At 60.0% G+C, this 22,855-nt stretch carries 20 protein-coding genes; 14 read left to right on the plus strand and 6 right to left on the minus strand.

Features of this window, described 5'->3' with window-relative positions; all coding sequences use genetic code 11:
• Positions 1-183 precede the first annotated feature (183 nt).
• Positions 184-687, plus strand: coding sequence for a hypothetical protein (locus HBH25_RS01605; RefSeq protein ID WP_168080833.1), 504 nt, complete (start codon positions 184-186; stop codon positions 685-687).
• 222 nt (positions 688-909) lie between these two features.
• On the opposite strand, the gene HBH25_RS23645 is transcribed toward HBH25_RS01605, so the two are convergent.
• Positions 910-1,086, minus strand: coding sequence for a recombinase family protein (locus HBH25_RS23645; RefSeq protein WP_425503010.1), 177 nt, complete (start codon positions 1,084-1,086; stop codon positions 910-912).
• 69 nt (positions 1,087-1,155) lie between these two features.
• Between HBH25_RS23645 and HBH25_RS01615 the strand changes: the two genes are divergently transcribed.
• Positions 1,156-2,172 (plus strand): IS30 family transposase, encoded by a 1,017-nt coding sequence (locus HBH25_RS01615; RefSeq protein WP_168080835.1) that lies wholly within the window; start codon positions 1,156-1,158, stop codon positions 2,170-2,172.
• Positions 2,173-2,429: 257 nt separating this feature from the next.
• Here the strand turns inward: HBH25_RS01615 and HBH25_RS01620 are convergent, their stop codons facing one another.
• Complete coding sequence (locus tag HBH25_RS01620; RefSeq protein ID WP_168080837.1) at positions 2,430-3,404, minus strand: nuclease-related domain-containing protein; 975 nt, start codon at positions 3,402-3,404, stop codon at positions 2,430-2,432.
• Between the two features lie 182 nt (positions 3,405-3,586).
• Here HBH25_RS01620 and HBH25_RS01625 point away from each other — a divergent pair, with 182 nt between their 5' ends.
• The 3 genes from HBH25_RS01625 to treA all read left to right on the plus strand — a co-directional run bounded on the left by HBH25_RS01625 (position 3,587) and on the right by treA (position 6,667).
• A complete protein-coding gene (locus tag HBH25_RS01625) occupies positions 3,587-4,255 on the plus strand; it encodes a hypothetical protein (RefSeq protein ID WP_168080839.1) in 669 nt (222 codons plus the stop codon).
• The gene (locus HBH25_RS01630) at positions 4,248-4,895 is read left to right on the plus strand and encodes an RES family NAD+ phosphorylase (protein ID WP_168080841.1); all 648 of its coding nucleotides are present in this window, start codon (positions 4,248-4,250) and stop codon (positions 4,893-4,895) included. The genes HBH25_RS01625 and HBH25_RS01630 overlap by 8 nt, the downstream gene beginning before the upstream one ends.
• Positions 4,896-5,032: 137 nt before the next feature.
• A complete protein-coding gene (treA, locus tag HBH25_RS01635) occupies positions 5,033-6,667 on the plus strand; it encodes an alpha,alpha-trehalase TreA (protein WP_168080843.1) in 1,635 nt (544 codons plus the stop codon).
• Between the two features lie 55 nt (positions 6,668-6,722).
• On the opposite strand, the gene HBH25_RS01640 is transcribed toward treA, so the two are convergent.
• Together HBH25_RS01640 and HBH25_RS01645 are read right to left on the minus strand one after the other, a co-directional pair.
• On the minus strand, positions 6,723-8,009 hold the full coding sequence (locus HBH25_RS01640) for an MFS transporter (protein WP_168080845.1): 1,287 nt from the start codon (positions 8,007-8,009) through the stop codon (positions 6,723-6,725).
• 109 nt (positions 8,010-8,118) lie between these two features.
• Positions 8,119-9,078 (minus strand): LysR family transcriptional regulator, encoded by a 960-nt coding sequence (locus HBH25_RS01645; protein WP_168080847.1) that lies wholly within the window; start codon positions 9,076-9,078, stop codon positions 8,119-8,121.
• 108 nt (positions 9,079-9,186) lie between these two features.
• Here HBH25_RS01645 and HBH25_RS01650 point away from each other — a divergent pair, with 108 nt between their 5' ends.
• The 7 genes from HBH25_RS01650 (at position 9,187) to HBH25_RS01680 (ending at position 17,114) form a co-directional block, all read left to right on the plus strand.
• The gene (locus HBH25_RS01650) at positions 9,187-9,921 is read left to right on the plus strand and encodes an SDR family oxidoreductase (protein WP_168080849.1); all 735 of its coding nucleotides are present in this window, start codon (positions 9,187-9,189) and stop codon (positions 9,919-9,921) included.
• Positions 9,922-9,938: 17 nt separating this feature from the next.
• Positions 9,939-10,787 (plus strand): ureidoglycolate lyase, encoded by an 849-nt coding sequence (locus HBH25_RS01655; RefSeq protein ID WP_168080851.1) that lies wholly within the window; start codon positions 9,939-9,941, stop codon positions 10,785-10,787.
• A 45-nt stretch (positions 10,788-10,832) separates the two neighbouring features.
• Entirely contained in the window at positions 10,833-11,807 is a 975-nt protein-coding gene (denD, locus tag HBH25_RS01660; RefSeq protein ID WP_168081427.1) for a D-erythronate dehydrogenase, read from the plus strand.
• A gap of 62 nt (positions 11,808-11,869) precedes the next feature.
• On the plus strand, positions 11,870-13,240 hold the full coding sequence (locus HBH25_RS01665; RefSeq protein ID WP_168080853.1) for an MFS transporter: 1,371 nt from the start codon (positions 11,870-11,872) through the stop codon (positions 13,238-13,240).
• Positions 13,237-14,133, plus strand: a complete 897-nt coding sequence (locus HBH25_RS01670; protein WP_229631775.1) for an NAD(P)-dependent oxidoreductase — start codon at positions 13,237-13,239, stop codon at positions 14,131-14,133. Before HBH25_RS01665 ends, HBH25_RS01670 begins: the two co-directional genes overlap by 4 nt.
• Positions 14,126-15,910, plus strand: a complete 1,785-nt coding sequence (locus tag HBH25_RS01675) for an IlvD/Edd family dehydratase (protein WP_168080855.1) — start codon at positions 14,126-14,128, stop codon at positions 15,908-15,910. Before HBH25_RS01670 ends, HBH25_RS01675 begins: the two co-directional genes overlap by 8 nt.
• 28 nt (positions 15,911-15,938) lie before the next feature.
• Positions 15,939-17,114, plus strand: coding sequence for a fumarylacetoacetate hydrolase family protein (locus HBH25_RS01680; protein ID WP_168080857.1), 1,176 nt, complete (start codon positions 15,939-15,941; stop codon positions 17,112-17,114).
• A 21-nt stretch (positions 17,115-17,135) separates the two neighbouring features.
• Here the strand turns inward: HBH25_RS01680 and HBH25_RS01685 are convergent, their stop codons facing one another.
• Positions 17,136-17,714, minus strand: coding sequence for a plasmid pRiA4b ORF-3 family protein (locus HBH25_RS01685; protein ID WP_168080859.1), 579 nt, complete (start codon positions 17,712-17,714; stop codon positions 17,136-17,138).
• Positions 17,715-17,787: 73 nt separating this feature from the next.
• On the minus strand, positions 17,788-17,997 hold the full coding sequence (locus HBH25_RS01690) for a hypothetical protein (RefSeq protein WP_168080861.1): 210 nt from the start codon (positions 17,995-17,997) through the stop codon (positions 17,788-17,790).
• A gap of 270 nt (positions 17,998-18,267) precedes the next feature.
• Between HBH25_RS01690 and HBH25_RS01695 the strand changes: the two genes are divergently transcribed.
• On the plus strand, positions 18,268-22,449 hold the full coding sequence (locus tag HBH25_RS01695) for a PAS domain-containing hybrid sensor histidine kinase/response regulator (protein ID WP_168080863.1): 4,182 nt from the start codon (positions 18,268-18,270) through the stop codon (positions 22,447-22,449).
• A gap of 132 nt (positions 22,450-22,581) precedes the next feature.
• The gene (locus tag HBH25_RS23175) at positions 22,582-22,821 is read left to right on the plus strand and encodes a DUF6021 family protein (RefSeq protein WP_324616849.1); all 240 of its coding nucleotides are present in this window, start codon (positions 22,582-22,584) and stop codon (positions 22,819-22,821) included.
• Positions 22,822-22,855 lie beyond the last annotated feature (34 nt).

A 22,855-nucleotide genomic window follows, 5' to 3' on the forward strand; every position in this document is an offset into this window, starting at 1 on the left:
TTTTCAGCGTTTTTGCGCCTGAGCGACCTTTATGTCGAAGTTGCTCGGAGCTTCCCTAACGATCACCCACCCGTTCACCCAATTTTATTATGACGATTAAATAAAATGATCGCTTTTTAAAAGATTTTTTTTGTATTGCGCCCGTATAGTCATTCAATTGATTGTGATAACAAAAGGCTTGATATGTTTGTAATAAATTCTATCTCCTCTACTCCTTCTATCAATTCAACTAATTGTAACAATGAAGTACAGCCAAATGAAGTGCCGAACAGCCAGAAATTTAGCCGTTTAACTAAAGTGAAAAACAATAGTGAGGAGTTTCAGGTCAATAATTTTCCTCAGAATATGACCAAAAACACACATGTGAATGAAATTTTGGCAAATAGCTTCAGAACGCAAGTTATAATGCATCACGACTTAAATGTTAAAAAAAATCTTCCACGCTTCCTTGTAACCGGCGCAGTCCATAAGATTGCTATAGATAAAGATTCTGAAGCTGTGAAAGCTAAAGGCTCATCAGCTGAGGTGCGCAATAAAAACGTTGAAAGTGAATTGGGAAAACTATGTCGGAATGCTATTGAGGAACTGCGCCGGCCGGATCCTATTCTTAAATTAATGTATAGTAATTTTGATTTAGATAAATATACTCAGGGATTTGAAGCTAGCCGTGATATTAAGAAAAAATAGAGCTCGTCGCTTTCCCTTAAAGTAAAATTCTTACCTTAAAACAGCTGTGTCCAGTCAGTGCGTTTTATATCGCACTGACAAATAGAATTCTTTATCTGGTTACAAGGTAGCAGTTCCCATTTTCCATAATCTTCCAAGCCGTGGAACGAGCCATACGCAGCTGCCGGAAAATCCTGGTAGCTCCCAGTTCCCGACCCTGCAACGACAGCACATAGCCCTTCTCTACAGTTCCCTTGCGACCAACCGAGTGCCTTGCATCTTTGCTTTCTGCCTGCCTTCATTGGTGCGTTCCCGTACCCTACGCCGTTCAGCTGTCGCAACAGCAGGCAGGGTGGGCACCACCATTTGCCCCAATTCACCATCGGTACTGATCCCGTCATCGATAAGCCGGACGGCCACGCCTTGGCATTACCCTCGTTAGCGGCAAAAACTGAGTGCAACACCTGACCAATCCGGTACGGTGTACGCATGTCTTACCAAGAGCTCAGCATTGAAGAACGGATCACCATCCAGATTGGCCAGCTCCAGGGCCTGAGCCAGCGAGCGATTGCTCGAATGCTTGATCGCAGCCCCTCGACTGTCAGCCGGGAGCTTCGCCGTAATGCTGGCGCTGCAACGTCCTATTCGGCCAACCAGGCCCACCAAAAGATGCGCCAGCGCCGTACGGTCTGCCGGCTGGACCGTAAGCTCGATCCGGGTACTGAACTGTTCGAGCTGGTTGTCTATCTGTTGCGACAGCGCTTTTCTCCTCAGCAAATTGCCGGCAAACTTCGACGTATGGAATTCCCAAGATTTGAAGACGTTTACGTCTGCCGCGAAACCATCTACAACGCCATCTACGCGCTGCCAGTAGGCGAGCTTCGCAAGGAGCTGATCATCTGCCTGCGGCAGGGCAGGAACACCCGCCGCCCCCGCTCTGGTGGAGTAGATCGCCGTGGGCAGATCCCGGACCTGGTCAGTATCCATGTGCGCCCGCCGGAGGTGGAAGACCGCTTGACACCCGGCCACTGGGAGGGCGATCTGATCAAGGGCAAAGCCAATGCCTCTGCGGTTGGCACGCTGGTGGAGCGCAGTACGGGTTACCTGATGTTGGTGAGGATGCATGATGCCACTGCCACTTCTGCCGTGGAGGGGTTCAGTGCAGCGTTGAATCGTATGCCTTTGGCTGCGCGTAAAACGCTTACGTACGATCAAGGCCGCGAAATGGCGCGTCACGCCGAGATCACCCAGCGCACCGGTGTGGCCGTTTACTTCTGCGACCCTCACAGCCCCTGGCAGCGCGGCAGCAATGAAAACATTAACGGTTTGATCCGTCAGTATTTGCCCAAGGGGGCCGATCTGTCTGGCGTGACCCAGGAGCAGCTGGACGCAATCGCTTACCAGCTCAATATTCGGCCGCGCCAACGCTTTGATTACCAATGCCCAATCGAAATGATGACGCAGATGATGGCCACGCATCATGAGAGCCCATCCTTTACTCAATAGTCGGGTGTTGCACTCAGCCTCTGAAACCGCCCTCTTTTATCAGCTGAAACATATCGGTGTATACGCCGTGCGTTCTTAGTAAACTGCACGCCAGCCTGAGACAGCGGGATGTCTATGGCTCAAGACCTGGCGGTGGATGTAACCCTCATCGGTGCCGGTTACACCGTCCTGTGGACAACGGATTACCTCAAGCGCCAGGCGCCCTACCTGCACATCGCCATTATCGAAACCCAGATCGCCTGTTTTGGCGCCCGTAGCTACCAGTCTCTCACCCGCGTGCCGTTCATGCAGTGTTTCACGTCGTCGTCCACCAGGTTGTTGGGCTTGATGCAGGCTCGCAAGGAGTGCTTTGGGCCAGGAACGTGCTGGTTCGGCTGCATAGGCGCCTGCGGGCCACGTTTCAATGTGCCTTGGGCATTGGCCAGCAGGGCTGCAGCGGCAGTGTTCACATCTTGCCCGATAGGTGCCAAAGCCGTGACCGCCTGCGTTACCAGCGGCAGAGGCTTGCCTGCACACGCGATCAATCCCGTGACCGCCATACCTAGCAGGCTGGTGAGCATCAGCCCTCTACGTTTGCCTGGGTTGCGCTGCCCATGCCGGCGCCGCAACCCTTCCACATGGGCGCGGTCGGTGGCCTCGCCGGGCGGTAGCCGCTGCTGCTTGAGTGCACGTGTGAAGGCGGCGACCTGCGCTTGGCTGAACACAGGTTCGTGGTAGCGACGGATGTACCGTGCCAACCCCCAGCCTCGCACGACCTGCGGTGGCATAGGGCGCTTCAAGCGCGCCGGGCCGGTAAACACCACCACCGAATGCAAGTGCGCCATGTCGACGCCAAGGCAGTATTCCAGTGCTTTGAGGTGCCGGTAGTTCTGCCGTAGCGGGTTCTGGAAACTGTAACTGTGCCTGCCCACTTTCTGCAGCCATCGAGGCTCACGCTCGGCCCCAAAGATGCGGCCCTTCATATGCTTGGTTTCCACCACGAACAGGCCGTAGCGGGAGAGGAACACATGGTCGATCTGGGTGGTGCCGTCTTCCACGCGCAGGGTCAGGTTGTGCAGGCGTTTGTAGGTACTGGCCGGTAATCCCCAGTACGCGAAAAAGCGCACCCAGGCCTCACCTGCCTGGCCTTTCTGCGCCGGGGCCTGCAGCCGCTTTGCCAGTACCACGGCGAACAGGAGCACAACAGCAAGGTAGGGGAGAAAGGGCGAGAGGGCGGAAGTGATAGCGACCACGAAAAGCGACACCTGAACAAACGGGTGCGGTTGATACCATATTGGCACTGCGGCTGCCAGCGGATTCCTGAGGGTGCGGGCTGGGTATGCGACAAAAGCGCTGCTTGCTGTAGGTGTGCAGCTGGATTAGAGTGGTTATCACGTTTTGGTGGTCATGATCGTAACCATCAGAGGGAGAAACTATGACGCAACGTGCAGAGACTCTTCAGATTGGGCAGCCTGTTCTGGGGCGCTTGAAAGAACTGGCGCTGCGTGAGCGCGAGGACACTGGTGTGTTCATTTCTGTAGAGCATGCTTCGCCCTCGGTGCTCAAGGCGTTTCTCGATTCCCTGGACCTGTGGCGAAGAATGTATGCCGAACAGGCGACGGCTGTTCAGAACAGGGACACCATAGGTCAGCTCGTGGAGCTGTTGGTACCAGACGCTCCTGCAACCTCTGCCCAGCTCAGGCAGGCTCACATGCTGGCCAAAGCCAAGCGGGCTGTGCTGGAAAGTGGGGACTGGGTAACTGCTCACCATCTTGCTGAGTTGGCAGAGCTTAGTGCGGCAAACCCCAGCTCCCAGCCTAACAAATGGAAGCGCGATGGCCGTATCTTCGCCATACGTCACGGTGGCATTGATTATTTTCCGCTGTACGGTTTGGATGAAACGTCCAGCCATCGGCCATTGCCTGTGCTCAAAGACATCCTGTCTGTGTTGAGCCCCTTGAAAGATGGCTGGGCAATGGCTTACTGGTTCATGTCAATCAACGGGTGGCTGGGTGGCAAGCGCCCCCAGGACCTGCTTCGTACCGCCCCAGAACACGTGCTTGCTGCCGCCCATGAAGAGGTGGCAGGCATTACTCATGGTTGAAGCCTCAACCACCCGGCTCCCCTACGAGGGGTTACACCTTTCGTATCACACTGTGCCTGCGGGCACGGTATTGCACCGCGTTCACGCCAGCCGGTTCGGATCGGTTCAATACAACCCAACCGGTGTGGGCAATGCTCGGTTCAGCCCCCTCACCGCAGTAAACGGCAAGGTTGTGCCTACCCTGTACGCCGGCAGCACGTTCAATTGCGCTGCACTGGAAACGGTGTTTCACGACGTGCCCCATGAGCCGGGCTACAAATTCCTACAACAAGACCGGCTGCGTGGCCTTCAGTACTCCCAGATACAGACCAAAGCAGCGCTACGCCTTGTCGATCTGTCCAGCAAGGCGTTACGCCTGCTAGGTGTCAAACGCAACGAGCTCGTGGACATGGATGCAGACCGCTACCTGTACACGCGGCAGTGGGCTGCTGCTATTCATGCACAGGCTCACGAAGCGCAAGGGTTGCGGTGGGTATCAAGGCAAGATGACGAGGCCATGGCCGTAATGCTGTTTGGTGATCGGATCAAGCAGAGCCACCTTACGGTCCGTCAGGCTGGTCGAGATATTCTTGAGGACCCAGAGGTCTTCGATCGGCTGTTGGACCTGGCCGAACGTATTGGCGTGTGCCTTACGCGTTAACCGGCCCGCCAGCAGAGGGTGTGCGGCCTCCGGCCCTGCCGCTATAACAAGGCTTTCTCTGCAACATCCAACCGAACCACCGCGCGTGCTCGCCTGTCGATTTCAGGGTCACCCTGGAACGCTTGCGAGGAGTATTCATGTCGTCATTCCCCCGTGCCACCACCCTGGCGGTGTCCATCACCCTGGCCGCCCTCTACGGTTGCTCGACCGCTGAGGTTCCGTCTTCCGGCCCCCAATGGAGCTGGGAAACGGTCTCTGCCAGCCGCGAAATAGCACCTGACCAAGCCTACCCCGAGCTGTTCCTTGCGGTGCAGCAGAGTGAGCTGTTCACCGACCAGAAGCATTTCGTGGACGCGTTGCCCCTGCGTGCGCCAGCGGATATCCGCGCAGCTTACTTGGCTCAGAAAGACCAGCCTGGGTTTGACCTTAACGCCTTCGTGGCTGCCAACTTCGAAGCCTCAGGCACGGCCGATGTAGAGCCGCCCAAGCTAGGCGCAGACCTGCCGGGCCACATTAATGACCTGTGGCCTGTGCTCACGCGCCACTACGAGCAGGTGCCGGCCTACAGCAGCCTACTGCCACTGCCCAAGCCCTTCGTTGTGCCTGGCGGCCGGTTCCGGGAGATGTATTACTGGGACTCTTACTTCACCATGCTGGGCCTGGCCGACAGTGGTCGAACACAGCAAGTGCGCGACATGGTGGACAACTTCGCCTACATGATCGACACCTACGGCCACATTCCCAATGGGAACCGCACGTATTACTTGAGCCGGTCGCAACCACCGTTCTTTGCCTACATGGTAGACCTGCTGGCCAAGCTGGACGGTAATGCTGCGTACGCACGGTATTTGCCGCAGTTGCAGAAGGAGTACGCCTACTGGATGCAGGGCGCACAAACCCTGAAGGCCGGCGAAGCGACGGCCCACGTGGTGAAGCTCAAGGATGGCGCAGTACTGAACCGCTATTGGGACGCCAGCGACGCGCCTCGCCAGGAATCCTGGGCTGAAGACCGCACGACGGCGGCCCAGGCGCCGGGCAGGCCAGCGGCTGAGGTGTACCGGGACTTGCGAGCCGGTGCAGAAAGCGGGTGGGACTATTCCTCCCGCTGGTTGGGGGATGGCAAGACCATGGCGACCATTCGTACCACCGCTATTGTGCCGGTGGACCTCAATAGCCTGATGTTCCACCTGGAGCAGACGATCGCCAAGGCCTGCCAGCAAACCAGCCAACCCGCCTGTACCACGCGCTATACCCAATGGGCCCAGGCCCGGCAGCAGGCCGTAGAGAAGTACTTGTGGAACCCCGCCGGTTTCTATACCGACTATGACTGGAAAAAACAGGCCATGAGCGATGAGATCAGCGCAGCCAGCCTGTACCCGCTGTATACCCGCCTGGCCGACCCGCACCATGCTCAGCAGACCGCCGCGACCGTCAACCAGAAACTGATCCGCCCCGGCGGTATTGCCACCACCGCCAACAACAGTGGCCAGCAATGGGACGCCCCCAATGGCTGGGCACCTTTGCAACTGATCGCCGTGGAAGGCCTGCGGGCCTACGATCAGAGTGACCTGGCCGAAACCATCGGCCGCCACTTCCTTACGCAGGTGCAAGGCCTGTACAACCGCGAGCACAAGCTGGTGGAGAAATACGACATCGAAGGTGGCAAAGGCGGCGGCGGGGGCGAGTACGAGCTGCAGGATGGGTTCGGATGGACCAATGGTGTGACCCTGCAGTTGCTGCGGTTGTATGGCACCCAATCGCTGGTTCAGTAACCCATTGGTAAGCCGGGCCGCAAGGGCCCGGCCTGCTGAGTTGAACTGGCTTGCCTCAAGCCGAGCGGGGTATGGCGTCCCCAGGCACCGGGGGCACTGATACCGCAACAGGTGCAGGCTCCTTGAGCAACGCAAAGTACGCCAGTGCCGAACAGGCCGCCACTACCGCGCTGATCACGAAGGCGGATGAAAACGAGCCACTTTGTTGCACACTGAAGCCTGTCAGTATCGGGGCGATGGAGCCCGCCAGGTAGCCGCCGAAGTTCTGGATCGATCCAAAGGACGCCACGCGTTCGGAAGGCACGATGGTATTGACGATCATCCAGGCGGTGGCGCTGGAAATGCTGATAAAAAACAGCGTAAGGCACAGTAGCAGCACGCAGGCCACAACGTTCGTGGTGAAGGCCACTATCAACGTGAAGAGTGCGCCGCCTACCAACCCGAGAATGACCATCAACTTACGGCTGGCCAATACTTTCATGCCTCGAGCCACCAACCGGTCGCAGGCCTTGCCGGCGACGATGGTGCCCACCGCGCCACACAGGTACGCCAGCGACACCACCCAGGCGGTACGGTAGAGGTCCAGGCCATGCTCCCGCTCGAAATAGCCAGGTAGCCACGTGAGGTTGAGCCAGATCATGTAGATCACGCCCATGAACCCCAGGAAGGCACCCCAGGTATTGCGTTCCTTGAACATGGCGGCCCAAGGCAGGCGTTGTTCTTGGGTGGCTTGCACCGCTACTGGCTCGGCGCGCCCCGTCTCGGCCATGTACTGAGCTTTGCTCTTATAGAACACGAACCAGCAGGCTGCCAGCACGATGCCTAGCACGCCGGTCAGGATAAACATGCCACGCCAGCCCAGGTGCACCATGAATACCGTCAATAGCGGCGGGGCCAGGCAAGGCCCGATGCACGTGGACGACCATACCCAACCGGTTGCCGTGCCCCGTTCCTGGGTATCGAACCATTCCGACAAGGCTTTGGCCGCCGACGGAAACACCGGCGCTTCGCCAATGCCCAGCAATACCCTTAAGCCCACCAGCTGGCTAAAGCCGCTGAACAGCCCGAACGCGGCCTGGGCGACCGACCACACGATCAGCGAACCACCCAGTGCCAGCTTGCTGCCGAGCTTGTCGATCAATGCGCCCAGCGGCAGCTGCGAGAACGCGTAGGCAATGGAAAACGCCGACAGCATAACGCCCATCTGAACTGGGGTGATGGCCAGGTCTTTCTGAATGGAGGTGTTGGCGATGGACAGCGCGCTGCGGTCCAGGTAGTTGATCACCCCGATCATAAACAGAAAACCGATGGTCAGGGCCTTGTAGCTTTTTATTGTTTTCATGGGCGCCTCTGTGAGCGGTTGCCGCCGTGCTGCAGCCGGCGTGCTTGCACTGTAGTAGGCGGCGGTTGCAACGCCAAATGACGACTTTCCATCGATCGATAACCGGGCGTTATCGACCTACCTGGGGCGCCGTTTCAGGCGTCTCAATGTTGTTTGACAGTGCGTCCATAAACGCTTGGGCAGACCAGCCTGGGGTTTCGTTTCTTCGTGTGATGATCCCGTAATCCGCCAGCACGAAAGGAAAGGGCAGGGCTAGCCGGGTAAGGCGACCGGCCTGAATGTCCGGGGCCACCATCGACTCCCCCAACATGGCCACCATGGGTGCCGTTTGCAGCAGTTGCAGCGTGGTCTGCATGGAACTGGTTTCCACGGTGTTCCCAGGGGTTTGCATGCCGGCTTCGGCAAAGGCCTGCTCTAGCCGAGCGCGCATGGGCGTACCGGCCGGGTACACGATCCAGGGCCAGCTGCCCAGTTCCTCCAAAGGTACGTCGTGTGCCCCAGCCAGAGGGTGCTGGCTGCCGGTGACCAGGCACAGGGGTTCAGGGGCCAAGGCCTGGAAATCGAACAGTTTGCGATGCTGGTCCAGGGTAAAGCGGGCGATCACCAAATCCAGCTGCTTGTGCTCCAACCGCTCCAACAGGTTGGCGCTGGTGCCCTCCAGAATGTCCAGCGTGAGCAACGGCCACTGTTGCTTGACCTTCACGATGGCCGCCGGTAGTGCCAAGGCGGTAGGCGCGAAAATAGTGCCTATTTTCAACAGGCCGTGGCCTCCTTGCCGCAGGTGGTTGATCTGGCCAACGAAGTGTTGCGCGTCGTTGAGGGCAATTTGCGCATACCGTGCCACCTGGCTCCCCAGGTCGGTGGGGGGCATGTGCCGGGGAAGCCGCTGGAACAAGGCAAAGCCCAACAGCTTCTCTACCTCCCGTAGCATTTTGCTGACCGCAGGCTGGCTGATATTCATTTCCTGCGCCGTGGTATGCATGTTCTGCGTACGGGCCAGGGTCGCGATAAGCACCAGGTGCCGAAACCGCAGCCAATTACACAGCTGATTGAAGCCTACATCTGCCATTCCGATAACCCTCGGTTATTGAAGCTTGAGAATATCTCATTGGCGTTTATCGGCAACCGGCTCTACGGTTAAGGGCGCTGCGTAAATGGCGATAACAAGAGGCTAAGCATGGCCACCCAACGCATTCTGATCACCGCCGCTGCCCAAGGCATAGGCCACGCTTCAGTGCTTGCCTTCCGGCAGGCCGGTTTCCATGTGATCGCCACAGACTTGCACGTTGAACCGTTGCAAGGCCTGGACGGCATCGAAGTGGTACCGCTGGATGTAACCCAGGCTTCGGCCATTGAGGCGGTGCAGGCTCAGGTAGGCCCCATAGATGCGCTGTTCAACTGCGCCGGGTATGTGCACAGCGGCGCGTTACTGGCCTGTGATGAGCAGGCCTGGCAGTTCTCCTTCGACCTGAACGTAACGGCCATGTACCGCATGATCCGGGCCTTTCTGCCCGCCATGCTGCAAGCAGGCCACGGCAGCATCGTGAACATGGCGTCCGTGGCGTCCAGTGTTAAGGGTGTGCCCAACCGGCTGGCCTATTCAGCCAGCAAGGCGGCGGTGATCGGCCTTACCAAATCAGTAGCAATGGACTATGTGGCCCAAGGCGTGCGCTGCAACTGCATCTGCCCTGGCACAGTGGATTCGCCTTCCCTGCGCCAGCGTATCGCGGAGCAGGCCAAGGCCCAGGGCCGTACCGAAGCTGAGGTGTACGAGGCTTTTGTGGCGCGTCAACCCATGGGGCGCTTAGGTACTGCCGAGGAAATCGCCCACTTGGCGGTGTACCTGGCCAGCGAGGCCAGTGCCTACACTACAGGCGCGATCCATGTGATCGATGGCGGTATGAGCGTTTAACTTTTTCAGGACAGCCTATGAAATTGCTGCGTTACGGCCCCAAGGGCCAGGAAAAACCCGGCCTGATGGACGACCACGGCCAGGTCCGCGACCTCTCCGGCCACGTGCCAGACATCGCAGGCGCTGTGCTGGGGGCTGAAAGCCTGCAAGCCCTGCGAGCACTGGACCCAAACGGCTTGCCGGTAGTCACTGGCACGCCGCGCCTTGGGCCCTGTGTGGGCCAAGTGGGCAAATTCATCTGCATCGGCCTGAACTATGCCGACCATGCTGCCGAGTCGGGCATGGCCGTACCCACTGAGCCTGTGGTGTTCAACAAGTGGACCAGTGCCATCTGCGGCCCCAATGACGATGTGCAGATTCCCCGCGGCTCCACCAAGACGGATTGGGAGGTGGAGCTGGGCGTTGTCATCGGCAAGGGCGGGCGTTATATCGACGAGCGTAACGCCCTGGACCACGTGGCGGGGTACTGCGTGATCAACGATGTGTCCGAACGTGAATGGCAGCTTGAGCGAGGCGGTACCTGGGACAAGGGTAAAGGCTTTGACACTTTCGGGCCTCTTGGGCCTTGGTTGGTCACACCCGACGAAGTTCCCGACCCCCACCAGCTGAACCTATGGTTGGAGGTGGATGGCCATCGTTACCAGAACGGTAATACCCGCACGCTGGTGTTCCAGATCCCCGCGCTGATCGCCTACCTGAGCCGGTGCATGTCCTTGCAACCGGGCGATGTGATCTCTACCGGCACACCCCCCGGCGTGGGCCTTGGGGTGAAACCTGAGCCTGTGTTTCTGCGGGCCGGGCAGGTGATGCGCCTGGGCATTGAGGGGTTGGGCGAACAGCAGCAGCGCACCGTCGACGCGGACTGACCCTCTTTTCTACCGTTTTTCCTACAACAATAAGAAGGAACCATGATGCGCATTCTGATTACCGGGGGCACGGGCTTTATTGGCAAACAATTGGCCCAGCGCCTGCTTGCCCTGAACAGCATTACCCTGGAAGGGCAGGTTTCACAGGCTATCGAACGCATCGTGCTGTTTGATGCGTTTGATGGCGAGGCCGTGCCGCAGGACCCGAGGGTGCACGTGATCACCGGTGATATCGCCGACCCCCAAGTGGTTGCTCGCGTGACAGACGGCGTGGACCTGGTGTGGCACCTGGCAGCAGTGGTGAGTTCGGCCGCCGAGGCCGATTTCGACTTGGGCATGCAGGTGAACCTGTACGGGTTGATGACGCTGCTGGAGGCCTTGCGCAAGCAAGCAACGGTGCCTCGTTTTGTGTATGCCAGCGGCTTTGCTGTATTCGGAGGCACGCTGCCCGAGGTGGTCAACGACGAAACGGCCCTGACGCCGCAATCGTCCTATGGCATGCAAAAGGCGGTGGGCGAGCTACTGGTGGCCGACTACGCCCGCAAAGGTTTTGTGGATGGCCGGGTGGTGCGCCTGCCTACCGTTGCCGTACGCCCTGGCAAACCCAACAAGGCCGCTTCCACCTTCTTCAGCTCCATTATCCGTGAGCCACTGGTGGGCCAGCCGGCCGTGTGCCCCGTCCGGCCCGAGACGAAGGTGTACCTCACGTCGCCCCGCCGGGTAGTAGAGGCCATGGTGCATGCCATGAGCCTGTCGGCGGCCACGTTGGGTGACCAGCGCGTTATCCCGTTGCCAGGTGTTACCACGACCGTGGCTGACATGGTCGCGGCGCTGCAACGGGTAGCGGGGGAGGAGGCTGCACGCCTGATCCGCTGGGAACCGGATGCCACCATCCAACGCATCGTCGAGAGCTGGCCCAGCAAGGTCGATGCCCCCCGCGCCCGTGCGCTGGGCTTTAACGCTGACCCTGATTTCGAGGCCATCGTAAGGGCGCACATCGAGGACACGGCACACCCCTGAGCACTGCATTACCTGCCAGCACTTGTGTGCTTCCAACAATAAGAACAGCGAGGCCGTGCACCATGATCACGTCACACCCTGACATCACCGACATTGAAAAGCAGACCATCAAGCGTGTGACGAAGCGCTTGATCCCGTTCCTGATCCTGCTGTTCGTGGTCGCGTTCCTGGACCGCAACAACGTGGGTTTCGCGGCCTTGCGCATGAACGACGACATTGGCATCAGCCAGACCATCTATGGGCTAGGAGCCGGTATCTTCTTTCTGGGGTATTTCATCTTCGAAGTGCCCAGCAACGTGTTACTTCACCGCTTCGGGGCGCGGGTATGGTTGGCCCGCATCATGGTGACCTGGGGCATCATTGCAGGGGCCATGGGCTTTCTGCAGACGGCCGGGCATTTCATTACGCTGCGTGTGCTGCTGGGTATTGCCGAGGCCGGGTTCTTTCCAGGCGTGATCTATCTGCTGTCCCTCTGGTTCCCGGCGCGCTACCGCGCACGCATGATTGCCACGTTCTACCTGGGTGTGCCCATTGCCCAGGTGATAGGCGCACCGCTGTCGGTGGGGCTGATGCAGGTGGGCGACGCGGTGGGCATGGTGGGCTGGCGGCTGATGTACATCGCCGAAGCCGTGCCCGCGATCATTCTAGGCGTGGTCTGCTATTTCTACCTGACAGACCGCCCTGCCGATGCACATTGGCTGACTGATGAACAACGTGCCTGGCTGATGAACACCCTGGAGCAGGAAGAGCGCGCCAAGCCCCTGGTAGTGGGTGTGCAACCCACCAAGTGGCAGATGATCCGCAGGGCCTTGGCCAGCCGGCAAGTGTGGATGCTGGCGCTGGTGTACTTCGGCATTACCTCGGGCAGCAATGCCATGAACTTCTTCCTGCCCACGGTGCTGGCGTCCTTCCGGGCCTCCTTCGGCCTGGAGATCGGCCTGATGCAGAACGGCCTGATCACCGCGGTGCCCTATGCAGTCGCCGCCGTGGCCATGATTATATGGAGCCGCCGTTCCGACCGCCTTCAGGAGCGCCATTGGCATGCCGGAGGGGCCGCCATGCTGGCCGCCGTGTCTATCGCCGTGGCGCTGATCATCAACCAGCCCTGGATCATCGTGATTGGCTTTGTGCTGTTGGCCATCGGCGTGTACAGCGCTATCAACGTGTTCTGGGCTGTGCCAGGCCAGGTATTGACAGGGGTCGGCGCTGCAGCGGGCATCGGGTTGATCAACTCCATCGGTAACCTCAGTGGCTTTACCGGGCCGTACCTCACCGGCTTTTTATATAACGTTACGGGCAGCTACACCCCTGGCTTCCTGGTCATTGCAGCCTTGGTAGGTGCAGGCGGGCTGGGCATGGTGCTGATGCCACGCCACCCAGTGGCCGCCCCTGGCGCGGTAGCAACGCCTGCGGTAGCAGGAGGCAAGGCATGACAGTGGCGTTTATCGGGACGGGCATCATGGGGGCGCCCATGGTGAGCAACCTGTTGAAGGCGGGGTTTGAAGTGAGGGTGTGGAATCGCTCCCCCCATAAAACCCAACCCTTGGCCGAGCAGGGCGCGCACGTGGCCGCTACGCCTGAAGAGGCGGCACGGGGCGCTCAGGTACTGGTGTGCATGCTCAGCGATGGCCCCACCTGCAACCAGGTGCTGTTCGAGGAGGGTGCGGTACAGGGGCTGGCGGCAGGCGCGCTGGTGATCGTGATGAGTTCCATTGCCGTGGACGCGGCAGTCGCCCAGGCCCAACGCTGCGCTGAGCATGGCCTGCTGTACCTGGATGCACCCGTGTCGGGTGGTGAGCGTGGCGCCCGCGAGGGCAGCCTGGCCATTATGGCGGGGGGCACCCAGGCCGCCTTTGAACAGGCCGGGCCGGTGCTGGAAGCCTTGGGCCGCCCGGTACACGTCGGCCCGGCAGGCACGGGTGAACTGGCCAAGCTGGTCAACCAGTTGATCGTGGCCAGCACGTTGGCCACGGTCAGCGAGGGCCTGCTGTTGGCCGAGCGCGGCGGCGCCGACCCTGCCAAGGTGCATGAGGCCCTTATGGGCGGCTTTGCCGATTCACCCATCTGGCGCCAGCACGGCCTACGCATGCTCAGCGGCGACTTTACCCCCGGTGGGCCCGCCAAATGGCAGCTCAAGGACACCCATACCGCCTTGGCTCAGGCTGAAGCATTGGGGCTGGACCTGCCTGTGGCCAAGCAGGTCGACACGCTGTTCGAGGCCATGGTGCAGGCCGGCGATGGCGAACTGGACCATGCCGGCCTGATCCGCCAACTCCGCCGCCATAACGGTTTAACCCCAGACAATGCGGGAGCTTTAGATGAGTGATAGTCCTCCACGCCGCCTGCGCAGCCAGCAGTGGTTCGATGACCCGAGCCATGCCGACCTGACAGCGCTGTACGTTGAGCGTTACATGAACCAAGGCCTGACCCGTGCCGAGCTGCAATCAGGCCGGCCCATCATTGGCATCGCCCAGACCGGCAGCGATCTCACGCCCTGCAACCGCCACCACATCGAACTGGCCAAGCGTGTGAAGGACGGCATCCGCGATGCAGGCGGTATTCCCATGGAGTTTCCGGTCCACCCTATTGCCGAACAATCCCGCCGGCCCACGGCCGCCCTGGACCGCAACCTGGCGTACCTGGGCCTGGTAGAAGTGCTGCATGGTTACCCGCTTGATGGCGTGGTGCTGACCACGGGGTGTGACAAGACCACCCCGGCCTGCCTCATGGCGGCTGCCACCACGGATTTGCCCTCAATTGTGCTGTCTGGCGGGCCGATGCTGGATGGCTGGCACAAGGGCCAGCGAATCGGCTCGGGCACTGTGCTGTGGCACGCCCGGAACCTGCTCAGCGCCGGCGAAATCGATTACGAAGGTTTCATGACCCTCACCACCGCCGCATCACCCTCGGTGGGCCACTGCAATACCATGGGCACCGCGTTGTCCATGAATGCCTTGGCTGAGGCCTTGGGAATGTCTTTGCCCGGTTGCGCGAGCATCCCGGCACCCTACCGCGAGCGGGGGCAGATGGCTTATGCCACGGGCGTGCGTATCGTTGACCTGGTACGCGAAGACGTTCGGCCCTCTCATATCATGACCCGCGAAGCGTTCGAAAACGCCATCGCTGTGGCCTCGGCACTGGGCGCTTCCACCAACTGCCCGCCGCACCTGATCGCCATTGCCCGCCACAGTGGTATCGACCTCACACTGGAGGACTGGCAGCGCGTGGGCGAAGACGTGCCGTTGTTGGTGAACTGCATGCCTGCCGGCGAGTACCTGGGCGAGAGCTTCCACCGGGCCGGCGGCGTGCCGGCGGTGATGCATGAGCTGGACAGCGTAGGGCGGTTGCACCGTGACTGCCGTTCTGTCAGCGGGCCCAGCATCGGTGAAGTGGTGCGCGATGCCGTCGCCCAGGACCGGGACGTGATCCGCAGCTATGAGCACCCACTCAAGCACCGCGCTGGGTTTATTGTGCTGAGCGGCAACTTCTTCGACAGCGCCATCATGAAGATGTCGGTGGTGGGCGAAGCGTTTCGCACCACGTACCTGAGCGACCCGGCCCAGCCCAACTGTTTCGAGGCCAGGGCCATCGTGTTCGAGGGGCCTGAAGACTACCAGGCCAGGATCAACGACCCAGCGCTGGACATCGACGAGCGCTGCATTCTGGTGATCCGCGGGTGTGGCACGGTGGGGTACCCCGGCAGTGCCGAAGTGGTGAACATGGCGCCGCCCTCCGCGCTGATTCGTGCAGGTATCGACGCGTTGCCCTGCCTGGGTGATGGTCGCCAGAGCGGTACCTCTGCCAGCCCATCGATTCTCAACATGTCTCCAGAGTCGGCGGTAGGTGGCGGGCTAGCGCTGCTGCGTACCGGCGACCGGTTACGGGTAGACCTCAATGCCCGCAGCGTGAACCTGTTGGTGGAGGAGGCCGAACTGGCCGCCCGCCGCGCCGAACCGCTGCCCGCGCTGGCGCCCTCGCAAACCCCATGGCAGGAATTGTACCGGCAATTGGTCGGGCAGTTGTCCACCGGGGGCTGCCTGGAGCCTGCCACCTTGTACTGGCGCGTGATTGCCGAAAACGGGCCGCCCCGTCATTCCCATTAATGGTGTTGGTTTTGTACAGGATGCGTGTATGCAGACGTTGCAGTTGAACATCGAGAACAGCCTGCCCACGGACTGGCAGAGGGCCACTCTGGTGGGGCGGGTCTGGCTGCCTGCCGTGCAAGGCCCGGCGGTGGTCGTGATTCGGGACGGGGTCGTGGTCGACTGCACCGCGCAGTTTCCAACGCTCAGCCTGCTGCTTGACAGCGAGGCCCCTCTGGAAACAGTGCGCACGCTGGAAGGGGTGCCCCTGGGGCGCATCGAGTCACTGCTGGCCAACAGTGGTGAGGCATTCGACCCTGACCAGCCCAGGCTGCTGGCGCCCGTGGACCTTCAAGTCATCAAGGCCGCAGGCGTGACCTTCGCGGCCAGCATGATCGAACGGGTGATCGAGGAGAAAGCAGGTGGCGATGCCCAGCGTGCCGAGCAGATACGTGCCCTGGTGCACGAGGTGATCGGTGACAACCTGCGGCAACTCAAGCCAGGCTCTGCCGAGGCCATGCGCTTGAAGCAGGTGCTGATCGATCAAGGCATGTGGTCGCAGTACCTGGAAGTAGGCATTGGGCCAGACGCTGAGATTTTTACCAAGGCGCCGGTGTTGGCCGCCGTGGGCAGCGGTAGCGCAGTCGGGATACACCCGGGTTCCTCTTGGAACAACCCTGAGCCAGAAGTGGTGCTGGCGGTGGATAGCCAGGGGCGCATTCAGGGTGCGGCCCTGGGCAACGACGTGAACCTGCGGGATTTCGAGGGGCGTAGCGCCTTGTTGCTGAGCAAAGCCAAGGACAACAATGCGTCCTGTGCTTTGGGGCCTTTCATTCGGCTATTTGACGAGCATTTCAGCCTGGACGATGTGCGACGCTGCGAAGTGAGCTTGAGGATAGAGGGGCGGGGCGGTTATGTGCTCAATGGCCAAAGTGCTATGAGTCAGATCAGCCGCGACCCCGAAGACCTGGCAGCGCAGGCGCTGAACGCCAACCACCAGTACCCGGACGGGTTCGTACTGTTTCTAGGCACCCTGTTTGCCCCTACCGATGATCGTGATCACCCGGGGCAGGGCTTTACCCATCATGAAGGCGACGTGGTTAGTATCACCTCGCCGGCACTGGGCGGGTTGCACAACCGTGTCACCACGAGTGATCAGGCGCTGCCTTGGGTATTTGGCGTGGGTGCATTGATGCGCAACCTGGCCGGCCGAGGCCTGCTGTAACAGGCGATCGGCCGGTGCTCCTCAACCCCAGAAATTATTACAGATGCGCTGGGTGGCGGCACTGGCCGCTCGTGGGTCGAACCGCTCAGGGTCAAAGCCGGGCCCTACCCAGCGATGGAAGTGCTGGGCCTCTTCACTGCCCGGTGCTCGCTTGAGCATGGCCAGGATCTCCTGATAGCTGTCGACGCCACCGCAGTCTTCAGGCGGGCAGGCGCGTTCGCCTTCGATGACCACGCACCAGGCACCTTCACCTTCGTCTGGGCCTTGCGCCTCTACCGCAATCACATGTTGCCAACTGTCACCGAAATCGTAGGTATACCGCAGGCGGTCGCCCACACTCAGTACCCGCTTGAGCTTGAACTTGCGGTCATCGAGCAGGTGAGGGTCAGGGAAATCCTGGTCGGGTAACCCGTAGCGCTGTTCGTTGAGGTCGAACTCGTACAGGTGCTTGCTGCTCCAGCCCATAGCGGCTTGAATGAAATGATGGAGCCGGCGCAAGGTCACGTCGCTGTTCACGATCATGCGCCGCCACACTGGCGGGTTCAGCTGAAGCGGCTCAAGCTGGACGTAGAGTACGAAGCAGGTTGAGGCATTGGCCATTGGCATATCCTTGGGTAGTAGGCTGGCTACAGGGTCAGCTGTTCTGCCCAAGGTTTCAACCACAACATTGGCATTACTTGCCCTTTATTGGATCGCAACGGTAGAGCACGCTCAGGTCTTGGCGTTTGGCGTTCAGCTGTTCCGCCTTTTCCTTGCACTGGGCAACGCGTTTGTCTTCCCTGATAAACCCGTCTGCGACCCATACAAACTGAGGTGGCATGCAGGTGGTTTGAGCATCGCTGGTACAGAAAACGGCATTCAGGAACAAAGCAGGCAAGGACATCATGTACTCCAGATGAACTACCGTGCCGTGATGGCATGGTGCATGTATGCGAACCTCGGCCTGAAGGTTGGTTCATCACTGCCCGGCAAATAGTGTAATTTTTAGGAACAACTTCATGCCTGCTTGTGCCTAACGGGTGGGCGGTAAATCTGAGCTGGCTGTAAGCCGCTTTGTGGGAACACCTTGGGTCGACCAGCATTTAGAGTGATCGGAGGTTATCCTGAAGACAATGGGCAGGCAGTTGGCAGTAGCCCACAGGGAAGAGGCGCGATGACTACACGGACGCGTTCACGTTTTTACCCTACCGCATTGGCCACCCTGGTAGTAGGGTTGTTGCTATCAGGGACAGGTGCCTGGCTGTTGGGCCAGGCTAACCATGCCCGCATTACCCAGGCTGTGGATGATGCCGTTCAGGACACCGTCGACTCGATTTTCAGCCGTGTGCAGTTGTATCAGTATGGTTTGCGCGGGGCGCGCGGTGCTGTACTGACCTCAGGTGTCGACGCCATGTCTGTTCGGTTGTTCCACCGGTACAGTGAATCCAGGGACATTGGCGTGGAGTTTCCGGGCGCACGCGGGTTCGGCTTTGTGCGGCGTGTGCCTGCAGGTAACGAACAGGCCTTTCTAGCGCGCACCCGTGCCGATGGCCGGCCAGGTTTTGCCATCAGCACGCTCAGGCCCCATGACGATGATCGCTGGATCATCGAATACATCGAACCGGGCCTCGGAAACATCAGCGCAGTGGGCTTCGACATCGCTTCGGAGCCCAACCGTCGCCGTGCTGCACAGGAAGCCGTAGACAACGGTGATGTGCGCCTCACCCAGCCCATTACGCTGATGCAGGAGCAATCCAAACCGCAGCAATCTTTCCTGATGCTCATGCCTGTGTACAAGTCAGCCAAGACACCGGCCACTGTGACCGAACGGCAACGCCAGCTCGTCGGCTTTGCCTATGCGCCTTTGCTAATGGCAGATGTGCTGCAGGGGCTGCGCATTGATCCTCGATTGCTGCACGTCAAACTGTCTGACGTGTCTGACACCGACCGTGACCCCACCGTGTTCTTCAGCAACAGCGACGACGCCAATGGAGCCTCTGCTCAACTGCACCCTAGGCGGTTTCAGCGGGACGTGTTCGGGCGGGCCTGGTGTTTTGAGTTCAGTGTCACACCAGCGTTTATCAAGCGGCTAGGCATCATACCGCCTGTGTGGATATGGCTCAGTGGCCTGTTGTGCAGCCTGGTTGTAGCGGGCCTGGCAGGCGCCATCGCGGTAAGCCGTACCCAGCGGCGTGAAATTGCCTACGCGCGCATGGAATTGGGTGCCTTGGTCGAGAGTGCTTCAGACGCCATTATCGGCAAGTCCCTGGAGGGCATTATTCGCAGCTGGAACAGGGGCGCTGAGCAATTGTTCGGGTACACCGCGGCAGAAACCATTGGCCGCCCCATTACCCGGCTGATTGTTCCAGCAGACCGCCTGGATGAAGAAAACAACATGCTGGCGCGTATTGGCCAGGGCGAGCCGGTCAGCAACTATGAAACCGTCCGCGTCCATAAAAGCGGGCAGCACCTGCACGTGGCCATCACCACGTCCCCGGTTTACGGGGCCAATGCACAAATCATCGGTGCCTCTGTGACGGCGCGCGATATTACGCTGCAGAGGGCACAGGCTGCCCACATTCAGAACCAGAATCAGGAACTCAAGAATCAAGTGTTCGACAGCCTGGCGACTACCCAGGCCATCCTTGACACCGTGGTAGACCCTGTCGTCAGCATAGACGAGCAAGGCACAGTGCTTTCCTTCAACCCCGCTGGCACCCGAGTATTTGGCTACGACGCGGAGGAAATCATTGGGCAGCACGTAACGCACCTGATGCCTCAAACCAGCTGGGCCAGCTATAACGATTTCGTGTCCCGGCATCTGGAAAAGTCGTTGCCTTCTTCTCGTAGCCAGGAGGTACAGGGCCTGCGAAAAAATGGCACCGTGTTCCCGGCGCGGGTTTCGGTGGGGCTAAAGCACAGTGGCGACGGCCGAGTATTTGTGTTTGTTGTCACTGACATCACCAGTGAGATCAAGCAGCGTAATGAGCTGCTGGCGGCACGCGACCACTTGCTGTTGGCAGCCGATGCGGCGGAACTGGGGATCTGGACGTTTAACCTGCACGGCCGTTCGCTTATCTGGAACGACCGCATGTTCGAAATGTACGGCCTGGTTCCCACGCGCAGCGACCTCACTCTGCAGTACGAAGACTGGTTGCGCTGCGTCTACCCAGATGACATCCCCCGTTGCGAACATGGCGTTGATGCCCTGATTGAACGGGGAGAGCCGTATAACCTGGTGTTCCGCGTACGTCGGCCGGACGGCCAACTGCGGTACATACAAGCCAGTGGTCGCGCCGAGCGGGACGCGGATGGCAAACCGCTGCGTGTCACGGGCATCAACCGTGACATCACCCTGCAGCAGGAGATCGAAGCGCACCTGCGCCAGGCCAAGGCCAGCGCAGACGAAGCCAGTGCAGCCAAATCAGCCTTCCTGGCCAACATGAGCCATGAAATCCGCACGCCGCTCAACGCGGTACTGGGCATGCTTCAACTGGTGCAGCGTACGGTGCTTGATACCCAGCAGCAGGATTACATTGTGAAAGCGCGACAGGCCGCCAAGTCGTTGCTGGAGCTGCTCAATGACATCCTTGATTACTCAAAGATCGAAGCCGGCAAGCTGAAGCTGGACAGCCATACCTTCGAACTGGATGAACTGCTGAGCGAGCTTGCGGTAATCATTGCCGGAAACCAAGGCGCCCGGGACGTGGAAACGGTTTTCGACATCGACCCATCGGTCCCGTCCCGGTTGTCTGGAGACGCGCTCCGGCTCAAGCAAGTGCTGGTGAACCTGGTAGGCAATGCGTTGAAGTTCACCTTGGACGGTGAGGTGGTGATACGCCTGGAAACAGTCAGGCGCGAGGATGACCAGGTGACGCTCCGGTTCATGGTCAGTGACAGCGGTATCGGTATCAGCGAGGAACAGCGGCACCGCATCTTCGAAGGTTTCAGCCAGGCTGAGGCATCCACCTCACGCCGCTTCGGCGGAACCGGGCTGGGCCTGGTGATCAGTAACCGGTTAGTGTCCCTGATGGGCGGTGAGCTCAAGCTGGACAGTAAAGTAGGTGCCGGCAGCCGGTTCTGGTTCGATATCCCCTTGCAGGTTCAGGACCGGGGCGAAGTCCCACTGCCGCTGCCTGGTGACCGGTTGCCGCTGCGCCTGCTGGTGGTTGACGACAACCCCATTAGCGCTGACGTGCTATCCCGCACCGTACGGTCACTGGGCTGGACGGCTCAACCGGTGATGTCCGGGCCTGAAGCCCTTGAGCATGTACGCCGGGTCGCCGGCACGGCCGCCGCCTATGATCTGGTGTTGATGGACTGGCGGATGCCCGAAGTCGATGGCGTGGCCACAGCGCTCATGATTCAGGAGGCACTGGCTGTTGAGCAAAGGCCCTCCATCGTGATGGTGACGGCCTATGCCGATCGGCTATCACAGGTGTCGGCGGGTGAGCACAAAGGCTTGTTCGCGTGTAGCTTGAGCAAGCCCGTTACCCCGCGACAGTTGCGTGATTGTGTGTTGGGTGTTGTGGAAGGTCGGCCCATGTTGCCCGCACTGCCGCCTGCAGATGAGCACCCCAAACGGCTGGCTGGCTTGCACGTGCTGGTGGTAGAGGACAACGTGGTCAACCGGCAGGTAGCCAAGGGCTTACTGCAGCTGGAAGGCGCAGAGGTAACGCTTGCGGGCAACGGTCATGAAGCCCTTGCAGCCCTTGCCGGCGCAAACGTGGCTTACCATGTGGTGCTGATGGATGTTCAGATGCCGGAAATGGATGGGCTTGAGGCCACTCGCCGAATCCGGCAGCTCACGCGTTTTGCACAGTTGCCAATCATTGCCATGACCGCCAACGCGTCTACTGAGGACCGCCATGCCTGCCTGGCAGCGGGCATGGACGATCACATCAGCAAGCCAGTGGACCTGGCAGGGCTGGTGAAATGTGTGAGCGAATGGGTTGGCCGTGCGCGACCTCTTACCCTGCCGGCACGTATACCTGAGGCTGAAGGCAGTTTGCTCGAGGCCTGGCCGACGGTGAGCAGCCGCTTTGGGGGGGACCTGGAGCTGTTGCGCAACGTATTGGATATTTTTGCCACCGATACCCGCGACCTTCTCGACCGCCTCCAGAGTTTGGCACCGGCCGGCGACCGTGCCGCCGCCCGCTCTATCTTCCATGCCATTAAAGGCAGCGCCGCCAACATCGGTGCCAAAGCGCTCTCCGCACGGGCTGGCAAGCTTGAGGCGGGGCTGGAGCGAGGCGAGCCCGAAGCCTTGGAAGGCATAGCCAAAGGCACGCTGGCACAGGAGCTTCGTGTGCTGCTGGAGGACAGCGAGGCACAAATGCGTGCGCGCCTTGGGTGAACCATTCGTCCTCGCCAGGGCACCATTACCGTGGCGAGGCTTCCAACCCAAGCACCTTATTGACAGGAGACGACCATGGCTATCGAAGGCAATGACCCCCAACGCCACGTGACAGATCAGGCGCCCGAACGCATCGAACCAGACCTTACGCCCGCCCCAGGTACGCCGCGTACCTATGCCAGCGCAAGCGGAAATCACGCCGATGCAAGCGGAGACAAAGGTGACCTGGGTTTTGACCCTGACTCACCAGACCTGGCCGACCCTCAGGTAGACCCCACGCACCCCGCCAAGCCGCCTGCCGCGCCTGATGTGGGTAAAGACAAACGTGCGGAAGGTGATAGCTACCCGCCTTATGACCAAGGCAAGCAGTAGGCCTGAGGCTTTGCAAGGGCGTAGCCCTGAGAGG

The organism is Pseudomonas quercus, from assembly GCF_012033695.1.
Lineage (GTDB): Bacteria > Pseudomonadota > Gammaproteobacteria > Pseudomonadales > Pseudomonadaceae > Aquipseudomonas > Aquipseudomonas quercus.

Excerpts from the sequence above, each read along its gene's own strand:
- HBH25_RS01625 (WP_168080839.1), top strand. The coding sequence starts at position 3,587 with ATGACGCAACGTGCAGAGACTCTTCAGATTGGGCAGCCTGTTCTGGGG.
- HBH25_RS01695 (WP_168080863.1), top strand. The coding sequence starts at position 18,268 with ATGACTACACGGACGCGTTCACGTTTTTACCCTACCGCATTGGCCACC.
- HBH25_RS01655 (WP_168080851.1), top strand. The coding sequence starts at position 9,939 with ATGAAATTGCTGCGTTACGGCCCCAAGGGCCAGGAAAAACCCGGCCTG.
- HBH25_RS01645 (WP_168080847.1), bottom strand. The coding sequence starts at position 9,078 with ATGGCAGATGTAGGCTTCAATCAGCTGTGTAATTGGCTGCGGTTTCGG.
- treA (WP_168080843.1), top strand. The coding sequence starts at position 5,033 with ATGTCGTCATTCCCCCGTGCCACCACCCTGGCGGTGTCCATCACCCTG.
- HBH25_RS01670 (WP_229631775.1), top strand. The coding sequence starts at position 13,237 with ATGACAGTGGCGTTTATCGGGACGGGCATCATGGGGGCGCCCATGGTG.
- HBH25_RS01675 (WP_168080855.1), top strand. The coding sequence starts at position 14,126 with ATGAGTGATAGTCCTCCACGCCGCCTGCGCAGCCAGCAGTGGTTCGAT.
- HBH25_RS01640 (WP_168080845.1), bottom strand. The coding sequence starts at position 8,009 with ATGAAAACAATAAAAAGCTACAAGGCCCTGACCATCGGTTTTCTGTTT.
- HBH25_RS01630 (WP_168080841.1), top strand. The coding sequence starts at position 4,248 with ATGGTTGAAGCCTCAACCACCCGGCTCCCCTACGAGGGGTTACACCTT.
- HBH25_RS01665 (WP_168080853.1), top strand. The coding sequence starts at position 11,870 with ATGATCACGTCACACCCTGACATCACCGACATTGAAAAGCAGACCATC.
- HBH25_RS01615 (WP_168080835.1), top strand. The coding sequence starts at position 1,156 with ATGTCTTACCAAGAGCTCAGCATTGAAGAACGGATCACCATCCAGATT.
- HBH25_RS01680 (WP_168080857.1), top strand. The coding sequence starts at position 15,939 with ATGCAGACGTTGCAGTTGAACATCGAGAACAGCCTGCCCACGGACTGG.
- denD (WP_168081427.1), top strand. The coding sequence starts at position 10,833 with ATGCGCATTCTGATTACCGGGGGCACGGGCTTTATTGGCAAACAATTG.
- HBH25_RS01605 (WP_168080833.1), top strand. The coding sequence starts at position 184 with ATGTTTGTAATAAATTCTATCTCCTCTACTCCTTCTATCAATTCAACT.
- HBH25_RS01650 (WP_168080849.1), top strand. The coding sequence starts at position 9,187 with ATGGCCACCCAACGCATTCTGATCACCGCCGCTGCCCAAGGCATAGGC.
- HBH25_RS01685 (WP_168080859.1), bottom strand. The coding sequence starts at position 17,714 with ATGGCCAATGCCTCAACCTGCTTCGTACTCTACGTCCAGCTTGAGCCG.
- HBH25_RS01690 (WP_168080861.1), bottom strand. The coding sequence starts at position 17,997 with ATGTCCTTGCCTGCTTTGTTCCTGAATGCCGTTTTCTGTACCAGCGAT.